The sequence below is a fragment of the Nonomuraea sp. NPDC001684 genome (assembly GCF_053596515.1).
This window is the reverse complement of sequence record NZ_JBSFGJ010000385.1, coordinates 1-8847: the sequence shown is the minus strand read 5'-3', so window position 1 is coordinate 8847 and position 8847 is coordinate 1. Positions and strand designations below refer to the sequence as shown.

Here is an 8847-nt window from a genome sequence, read left to right as displayed (position 1 = left end):
GTCGCCGGTCTCGAGGACGAGCACGCCGCTGGTGCTGTTGTCGACCTCGCCACGGGCGAAGATGTTCTCGTCACCGCAGACGAAGAGAACCCGGCCCGGGTCCTCGTCGGAGTGAGGGACGAAGGCCATGTGAGGGGTCGCCGCTAGAGCGGAGCCGCCGACCATGACCATCCCGCCGACGAGCCCGGCCAGGATGAGCCCTTGTCTGAACATATCGATTCTCCTTGATACCTATCGACTACTCTCCGTAGCTATCGGGAGGAGATTTGCCCTAGGCCCTCTTTCAACAAACGCCGCTATTTCTGTCTTTACCTGCGCAAATACGCGGCTTGGGGGAAGGGGTGACACAGCTCGCCCTTCTTGACCGATCGGTGTACGCGGCAGAGGAATATCCGGTCCGGCCGTGACCGCGCGCTGACGGGAGGCGTCAGGGGAGGGTGAGAACCACCGGGCCGTCCGCGGTGATGGCCACCGTGTGCTCGACGTGGGCACTCCTGCTGCCGTCGCCGGAGCACACCGACCACCCGTCCTCGGCCATGACGTACTCGTCGTCGCCGCCCGCCATCAGGCTCGGCTCGATCGCGATCACCAGTCCGGGGCGCAGCCGCAGGCCGCGTCCGGGGCGGGCCTCGTTGGGCACGAACGGCGACTCGTGCATGGCCCGGCCGATGCCATGGCCGCCGAAGTCGTTCTGCATGCCGTAGCCGGCGCCGCGGCCGACCAGCGACATCGCGTGCCCGATGTCGCCCATCCGGCCGCCCGGCACGGCGGCCGCGATGCCCGCCGCCAGCGTCTCCTCGGCCACCCGGATGAGCTTGAGGTCCTCGGCGCGGCCGGGTCCGACGGTGAAGGTGACCGCGCCGTCGGCGTGCCAGCCGTCGACGTGCGCGCCGAAGTCCACGCTCAGCACGTCGCCCTCGCGCAGCCGGTACGGCGTGGGCAACCCGTGCAGCATGACCCCGTTCACGGACGTGCACACCACCCCCGGGTACGGCATGGCCCCGAACGACGGGTGGTAGCCGAGGAACGACGACCGCGCCCCGGCCTCGTGCATGACCTCGCGGGCCACCTCGTCGAGCTGCAGCAGCGACACCCCGGCGGCGGCCCGCTCCTTGACGGCGGCGTGCACGTTGGCCACGACACGGCCCGCCTCCCGCATGGCGTCGATCTCCCCGGCGGTCTTGAGCGTGATCACAGCGGCCTCCCAGCCCTCGGCGCGATAACTATACCGGTATTATTATCACGCTTCCCGGGAGCTCGCAGCTGTCCCGCCACCCCGTTGACTAATCACCCAGAGTAATCGTTATAGTGCTCAGAGTATGCGTTTCGGACGGTTCTCCATGCTCGCTCTGGCGCTCGCGGCAGGGGCCGTCGACGCGCTGAGCTTTCTCGCGCTCGGACAGGTGTTCACCGCGAACATGACCGGCAACGTCGTCCTGCTCGGCCTGGCGCTCGGCACCGGCGACACCTCGCACGTCATCCGCTCGGGAATCGCCCTGACCACGTTCTGCCTGGGTTTGGCGATCGGCTTCACCCTGCTGGGCGGCGCCACCCCCCCAGGACGCGCTCCCCCGCGCGAGCGGGAGCCCCCGGAGGAGCCGGCGGGGGTGCCGATCGGGGTGCCCGTGCGGCCGCTGGTGGTGCTGCTCGCGGAGCTGGCGCTGCTGGTGGTGGTGGCGGCCGGATGGACGGCGCGCGTGCTGCCGCATCCGGCGCTGATCGCCGCCTCGGGGACGGCGATGGGCCTGCAGAGCGCGGTCACGCGCTGGGCGGGCGGCCCCGGGCTGTCCACGACCTACGTCACGGGCACGCTGACCAGCCTGGCGGGCCGGGCGGTCGGCCCGCGTTCGGGGGTGCTGCGCCCGCTGGGTGTGGTGCTCTGCGTGGTCTCGGGCGCCGTCGTCGCGGCCTCGGCGCTGCGCGTGCACGCCGCCGTCACCCCGTTCATCGCCCCGGCCACGGTCGCGGCGGCCACCGCCGCCTGGGCCCTCACCACGACCCACCGCGCAAAGCCGCGCCAACGCGGCCGGTCAGCCCTGTAGCGGGAAAGCGGGCGCTTTGCGGCAGGTGAGCGCCGCACCCCGGAGGGGGCGCGCCTGGCGACAGGTCAGACCGGATGACCCCAGGTGGCGGGTTTGCGGTAGGTCAGGAGGTAGCGCCAGAAGAGCAGCCGGCGCAGGGAGAAGCCGGGCAGCAGTGACGCCGCTTCCTGCCGTACCTCCGCGAAGGACATGTCCGGCGGCCGCACCGGCGCGGGCACGGACCCGGCACGCGCCCCGCCCACGCGCTCCCCCGCCGCCACCACCAACCGGGCTGCCGCGTTCACCGGTATGGCGGCCAGGCTCCACGCGAAGTCGGCGGCCGTCCGCTCCGCGTAGCACCCGAGGACGGCCAGCACCCCGCCGGGCGCCAGCGCGTCCCGGAAGGCGGCCACGGTCTCGAACGGCATGTGGTGCAGGCTGGCCAGGCAGGAGATGTAGTCGTAGCGCCCCGCGGGCAGCTCCATGCGCGTGACGTCGGCGCACAGGAACCGCACCCCGCTCACCGGCGCCGACGAGGCGGCCTCGATCACCTCGGGCGCCGGGTCGACCGCGTCGACCTCGATCCCGAGGCCCGCCAGCCGCCGCGCGAACCGCCCGGTGCCGCAGCCGACGTCCAGCGCCGTCCGGGCCCCCTCGGGCACGAGCCGTGCCATCGCCGGGTGGTAGTGATCGTTGTGATCGAAAGGCATCCCGGCATCATGCCATCGCCTCGCCGGAGAACCCCCGAGAACGGGCGAAAAGCATCGCCCGCCCGCTGACCGTGCAGCGGGCGGGCGACGTACGGCGAAAGGTCAGCCCTTCAGCCAGCTCATCATCGGACGCAGCTTCGCGCCCGTCTTCTCGATCGGGTTCTCGGCCAGCTCCTCGCGGTGACGCGTGAACTCCTTCTGGCCGCCGTCGAACTCCTCGACGAGCTGCCGGGCGAAGGTGCCGTCCTGGATCTCGCCGAGGATGCGGCGCATCTCCTGGCGGGTCTCGTCGGTGATGACGCGCGGGCCGCGGGTGTAGCCGCCGTACTCGGCGGTGTCGGAGACCGACCAGTACATCTTGGAGATGCCGCCCTCGTACATGAGGTCGACGATGAGCTTCATCTCGTGGAGGCACTCGAAGTAGGCGACCTCGGGCTGGTAGCCGGCCTCGATGAGGGTCTCGAAGCCCGCCTTGATCAGCTCGGAGACGCCGCCGCACAGCACGGCCTGCTCGCCGAACAGGTCGGTCTCGGTCTCCTCGGTGAAGGTGGTGCGCAGCGCGCCGGCGCGGGTGCCGCCGATGCCCTTGGCGTACGACAGCGCCAGGTCGAGGGCCTTGCCGGAGGCGTCCTTCTCGACCGCGACCAGACACGGGACGCCGCGGCCGGCCTCGAACTGGCGGCGGACCAGGTGGCCCGGGCCCTTCGGGGCGACCATGCAGACGTCGACGCCCTCGGGCGCCTCGATGAGGCCGTAGCGGATGTTGAGGCCGTGGCCGAAGAAGAGCGCGTCGCCCTCGACGAGGTTGGGGGCGACGTGCTCGGCGTACAGGTGGCGCTGGATGTGGTCCGGCGCGAGGATCATGGTGAGGTTGGCCTCCTCCACCGCCTCGGCCGGGGTGACGACCCGCAGCCCGTCGTTCTCCGCCTTCTCGCGGCTCTTGGAGCCCTCGGGAAGGCCGACGCGCACGTCGACGCCGGAGTCACGCAGGGAGAGCGCGTGGGCGTGGCCCTGGCTGCCGTACCCCAGCACGGCCACGTGACGCCCCTGGATGATCGACAGGTCGGCCTGGTCGTCGTAGTAGATCTCGGTCACTTGAATAAAACCTTTCAGGCGGTACGGTCCAGTGCCCTGAGGGACCGGTCTGTGATGGAACGGGCGCCGCGGCCGATGGCCACCATGCCCGACTGAACGAGTTCTTTGATCCCGAACGGCTCAAGGACCTTGACGAAGGCCTCAAGCTTGTCGGGAGTGCCGGTGACCTCAATGGTCACCGCGTCGGCCGCGACGTCCACGCAGCGGGCACGGAAGAGGTTGACGAGTTCGAGGACGTGCGACCGGTTCTCGGCGTCCGCCTTGACCTTGATCAGCATGAGTTCGCGCTGGACCGACTGTGACGGGTCCAGTTCGACGATCTTCAGGACGTTGACCAGCTTGTTGAGCTGCTTGGTGACCTGTTCAAGGGGCAGCTCCTCCACGCTCACCACGATCGTGATGCGCGAGATGTCGTCGTGCTCGGTGGGCCCGACGGCGAGCGAGTCGATGTTGAACCCCCGCCTGCTGAACAGCGCGGAGACCCGAGCGAGAACACCCGGCTTGTTCTCGACAAGCACCGACAGCGTGTGTCTGCTCATTGGTCGCTCACCGCTCCTCCTTCGCTCCGCGGGCGCTCCTTCGTCGCGACCGCTGCACTCAGTGCGTCGGGTTCGCTCCTACTCATCCTCGTTCTCCCACTTCGGCGCCATGTCACGGGCGATCTTGATGTCGTCGTTGCTGGTGCCGGCCGCGACCATGGGCCAGACCATGGCGTCCTGGTGGACGACGAAGTCGATCACGACCGGCACGTCGTTGATCTCCATGGCCTTCCTGATGGTCGCGTCGACGTCCTCGGCGCGCTCACACCTGAGGCCCACACAACCATAGGCCTCCGCCAGCTTGACGAAGTCGGGGATGCGACGCGCGGTCTGCAGGTTGGTGTTGGAGTACCGCTCCTCGTAGAAGAGCGTCTGCCACTGGCGGACCATGCCGAGGTTGCCGTTGTTGATGACGGCGATCTTGACCGGCACGCCCTCCAGGGCGCAGGTGGCCAGCTCCTGGTTGGTCATCTGGAAGCAGCCGTCGCCGTCGATGGCCCACACCGTGGCCTCCGGCCGACCCATCTTCGCGCCCATGGCGGCCGGGACGGCGAAGCCCATCGTGCCGAGGCCGCCGGAGTTGATGAACGTCCCGGGGTTCTCGTAGTCGATGAACTGCGCGGCCCACATCTGGTGCTGGCCGACCCCGGAGACGTAGTAGGCGTCGGGCCCGGCGATGGCGCTCAGCCGCTCCATCACGTACTGGGGGGCCAGCGTGCCGTCCTCGAAGGTCTCGTAGCCCAGCGGGTAGGTCTCCTTGTAGCCGTTCAGGACGGTCCACCAGTCGGTGTAGTCGCCCTTCTGGCCGGAGGCCTGGATCGCGCCGACGAGGTCGCTGATGACCTCCTTGCAGTCGCCCACGATGGGGACGTCGGCGTGCCGGTTCTTGGAGATCTCGGCGGGGTCGATGTCGGCGTGCACGACCTTGGCCTGCGGCGCGAACGAGGCCAGATTGCCGGTGACCCGGTCGTCGAAGCGCACGCCCAGCCCGATGATCAGGTCGGATCTCTGCAGCGCGCCCACGGCCGAGACGCTACCGTGCATGCCCGGCATGCCCATGTGCTGGGGGTGGCTGTCCGGGAACGTGCCACGGGCCATCAGGGTGGTGACGACCGGGATGCCGGTCAGCTCGGCGAGCTGCAGCAGCTCGGCCGACGCGCCGGCCTTGTGCACGCCGCCGCCGACGTACAGAACCGGCCGCTGGGACTCGGCGATCAGCTTGGCCGCCTCGCGGATCTGCTTGGAGTGCGGCCTGGTGACCGGGCGGTAGCCCGGCAGCTGCATGACAGGCGGCCAGCTGAAGGTGGTCTGGGCCTGCAACGCGTCCTTGGAGATGTCCACCAGCACCGGCCCCGGACGACCGGTCGAGGCGATGTGGAAGGCCTCCATGATCGTGCGCGGGATGTCCGCGGGATCGGTGATCAGGAAGTTGTGCTTCGTGATCGGCATGGTGATGCCGGAGATGTCGGCTTCCTGGAACGCGTCCGTGCCGATCATCGGTGCGGCGACCTGGCCGGTGATCGCCACGATCGGCACCGAGTCCATGAAGGCGTCGGCGATCGGCGTCACCAGGTTCGTGGCCCCGGGACCGCTGGTCGCCATGCAGACCCCGACCTTGCCGGTGGCCTGCGCGTAACCCTCGGCCGCGTGGCCGGCGCCCTGCTCGTGCCGTACAAGCACGTGCCGGACCTTGGTCGAGTCGTAAAGGGGATCGTAGGCGGGCAGAATCGCGCCGCCCGGGATCCCGAACACGGTGTCGACTCCCACGTGCTCCAGCGCCCTCACCAGGGCCTGTGCACCTGTCATCCGTTCGGTCATCGGCTCGTTCCTTGCGTGGCTACTCACTTAAGGACATAAAAAATGCCCCTTCCCACCGGCGGGGGTGGGACTGGGGCGGCGCGCAGGTCGTAGTGCTTCGCTATCGGCCTGCGCGCCGGCGAAGTACTACGAGAATCTCACTGCGAAGCATGCCTTACACCATAGCCGCTCAGAACGCCCCGATGTCAACTTGGCGGGACGCGAGTCTCACACGGTGAGACTCGTCCGCATGAGACTGTCCACGCCGCGGGCCGCCATGGGACGCGCCACCAGGAAACCCTGCCCCCTGGTGCAGCCCATCTCGCGCAGCAGCTCCAGCTGCTCGGGCCGTTCGATGCCCTCGGCCACCACGGTGAGCCCGAGGTCGTGGCCGAGCCGCACGATCGTACGGGTGAGCAGCGTCAGCGTGTCGTCCCTGCCCAGGCCGGACACGAACGACGGGTCGATCTTGATCATGTCGACCGGCAGCTGCCGGAGGAAGGCCAGCGAGGCGTAACCGGTGCCGAAGTCGTCGATCGCCAGCCGCACGCCCAGCGCGCGCAGCTCCGACAGCCGCCTGATGGTCTCCTCGGCGTCCTCGACGAGCATCTCCTCGATCACCTCAAGGGTGAGCGCGGAGGCGGGCAGGCCGCTCTCGGCCAGCGCCTGCTCGACGGTCTCGACGAAGCGGGGCGCGGTGATCTGCCGCGCCGACAGGTTGAGCGACAGCCCGATGTCCCAGGACGAGGCCCGCCAGGACGCCACCTCGCGGCACGCCTCGCGCAGGATCCACTCGCTCAGCGGCACGATCAGCCCGGTGTCCTCGGCCGGGCCGAGGAACTGCTCCGGCGGCACGAACACCGAGCCGCGCCACCACCGCACCAGCGCCTCGACCGCGGTCACCCGGGACGTGGCCAGGTCGACCACGGGCTGGTACTCGATGGCGAACTGCTGCTCGATGAGCGCCCGCTGCAGGTCGGCGGCCAGCTCCAGGCGGCGCACCACGTCGGCGTGCATCTGGGCGGCGAACACCTCGACCCGCCGCCCGCCCAGCTCCTTGGAACGCGCCATCGCCACATCGGCGTTGCGCATGAGGTCGCCGGCGGGCAGGCCGTCCTCGGTGAAGGCCACGCCCACGCTCGCGGTCAGCGCCACGTCGCGGTCGGCGACCCGGAACGGCTCCTGGGAGACCGCGCGTACCAGGCGCTCGGCCATGTCCACGGCCATCTGGGCGTCGCCGCCGGTCTCCACGAGCACGGCGAACTCGTCGCCGCCCCACCGGGCCAGCGTGTCGTCGGCGCGTACGGCCCCGCGCAGCCGGCGGGCGGCCTGGCCGAGCAGGTAGTCGCCGCTGGCGTGCCCCACCGAGTCGTTGACCGAGGTGAACCCGTCGAGGTCGAGGAAGATCACCGCGACGTTGCCGGACGTGCGGCCGGCCAGCACCTCGCGGGTGCGCTCCTCGAAGTAGGCGCGGTTGGGCAGCCCGGTGACGCCGTCGTGGAAGGTCAGGTGGGCGACCTGGTTGCGCAGGGCCTCCTCGTCGCTGACGTCGCGGGTGGTGACGAGCATGAGGTCGTCGCCGCCGATGTGGCGGGTGGCGACCGACTCGGTGGGCCGCCAGGTGCCGTCGGCGGCGCGCACCCGGCAGGCGATCAAGCAGGCGCCCGGCGCGGCGCCCTCCTCGTCGGTGGTCATGGCGCGCATCGCGGCCTGGATGCCCGGGACGTCCTCAGGGTGGATGTAGTCGAAGATCGAACCGCCGACCAGCTCCTCGGGCGGGTAGCCGTAGGTGACCTCGACGCCGGCGCCGATCTCGTGGACGACGCCCTCGTAGTCGCACAGCAGCACCACGTCGCCGGTGCTCTCGGCCAGCTCCCTGAGCTGCCGCTCGCCCAGCGAGACCAGGCCGCGCAGCCGGATGGACGCCGCCGAGAGCACGAACAGGCGTACCAGCAGGAGCAGCACCACGGAGACCGCGACCACCACGACGCCGGTCACCGGCTGCGCGGCCCGGGCTCCGGCCAGGTGGGCGAGCAGCGTGCAGGCGGCCACGGCGACGAGCGCGAGCGGCATCATCGCGACCACGTTGCGCACGACGGGACCGCCGACCGGCCGCGCCCGCGGCCCCCAGGGCACGGCGGCCAGCAGCAGCAGCGCGACGGGCACGAGCATGACGGTCCACATGGGCGGCGGGTCGCCGGCCAGGCGGGCCATGGCGGCCGACAGGCCGCCGACGGTCATGGTGGCCAGCACGCCCACCCCGGCCAGGCCGAGCAGCCAGGAGCCGGCCCGGCTGGTGAGCACCGAGGGGATCACCCCGCAGGTGACGAGCAACGCGATCATCGGCGGCACCATGGCGAACGTGAACGTGGGCGCGTCGCCCGCGTCCTCGTAGTAGTGGCGCAGCGCCACCACCCAGCCGATGAGGAAGAGCGAGGCCGCGCACAGGTACGCGTCCGTGAGATGCCGTAACACGACCTTGGCCGGGAACCGGCGGTCGGCGGCGATCAGCGCGCCGCCCGCGATGATCACGGTGCCGAGCAGGACGAACAGGTCGGCGAAGCTGACGACGAAGCTGGTGGCGACCGCGCGGAGCGCCACGCCGGCGAGCCACACGACGGCGCCGCCGCCCATCCAGCGCGCGGCCATCGCCATCGAGCGATGTTCGGCCGACCTGACCGAGGC

General features: G+C 70.4%; 8 protein-coding genes. 1 reads left to right on the top strand and 7 read right to left on the bottom strand.

Annotation, left to right across the window (positions count from 1 at the left end):
* Together ACWCSD_RS40625 and map are read right to left on the bottom strand one after the other, a co-directional pair.
* The coding region (locus ACWCSD_RS40625; RefSeq protein ID WP_449922847.1) for a hypothetical protein at window positions 1-213 on the bottom strand (213 nt) is incomplete at its 3' end.
* A gap of 214 nt (window positions 214-427) precedes the next feature.
* Window positions 428-1195, bottom strand: a complete 768-nt coding sequence (gene map, locus ACWCSD_RS40620; protein WP_397164561.1) for a type I methionyl aminopeptidase — start codon at window positions 1193-1195, stop codon at window positions 428-430.
* Between the two features lie 124 nt (window positions 1196-1319).
* Here map and ACWCSD_RS40615 point away from each other — a divergent pair, with 124 nt between their 5' ends.
* The gene (locus ACWCSD_RS40615; protein ID WP_449922844.1) at window positions 1320-2042 is read left to right on the top strand and encodes a YoaK family protein; all 723 of its coding nucleotides are present in this window, start codon (window positions 1320-1322) and stop codon (window positions 2040-2042) included.
* Window positions 2043-2107: 65 nt separating this feature from the next.
* Here ACWCSD_RS40615 and ACWCSD_RS40610 read toward each other — a convergent pair whose 3' ends face one another.
* From ACWCSD_RS40610 to ACWCSD_RS40590, 5 genes are all read right to left on the bottom strand, one after another.
* Complete coding sequence (locus tag ACWCSD_RS40610) at window positions 2108-2731, bottom strand: class I SAM-dependent methyltransferase (protein WP_449922842.1); 624 nt, start codon at window positions 2729-2731, stop codon at window positions 2108-2110.
* 102 nt (window positions 2732-2833) lie between these two features.
* Window positions 2834-3817 (bottom strand): ketol-acid reductoisomerase, encoded by a 984-nt coding sequence (gene ilvC / locus ACWCSD_RS40605; protein ID WP_352319077.1) that lies wholly within the window; start codon window positions 3815-3817, stop codon window positions 2834-2836.
* A gap of 23 nt (window positions 3818-3840) precedes the next feature.
* Window positions 3841-4365: an acetolactate synthase small subunit gene (ilvN, locus tag ACWCSD_RS40600; RefSeq protein WP_352318972.1), complete on the bottom strand. Its 525-nt coding sequence runs from the start codon at window positions 4363-4365 to the stop codon at window positions 3841-3843.
* Between the two features lie 78 nt (window positions 4366-4443).
* Window positions 4444-6210 (bottom strand): acetolactate synthase large subunit, encoded by a 1767-nt coding sequence (locus ACWCSD_RS40595; RefSeq protein WP_352352214.1) that lies wholly within the window; start codon window positions 6208-6210, stop codon window positions 4444-4446.
* A 180-nt stretch (window positions 6211-6390) separates the two neighbouring features.
* Window positions 6391-8847: putative bifunctional diguanylate cyclase/phosphodiesterase (locus tag ACWCSD_RS40590; RefSeq protein ID WP_449922840.1), on the bottom strand; the 2457-nt coding region annotated here is incomplete at its 5' end.

Bases quoted from the DNA above. Each gene is read 5' to 3' on its own strand.
- ACWCSD_RS40610 (WP_449922842.1), bottom strand. From the start codon at position 2,731: ATGCCTTTCGATCACAACGATCACTACCACCCGGCGATGGCACGGCTC.
- ilvN (WP_352318972.1), bottom strand. From the start codon at position 4,365: ATGAGCAGACACACGCTGTCGGTGCTTGTCGAGAACAAGCCGGGTGTT.
- ACWCSD_RS40615 (WP_449922844.1), top strand. From the start codon at position 1,320: ATGCGTTTCGGACGGTTCTCCATGCTCGCTCTGGCGCTCGCGGCAGGG.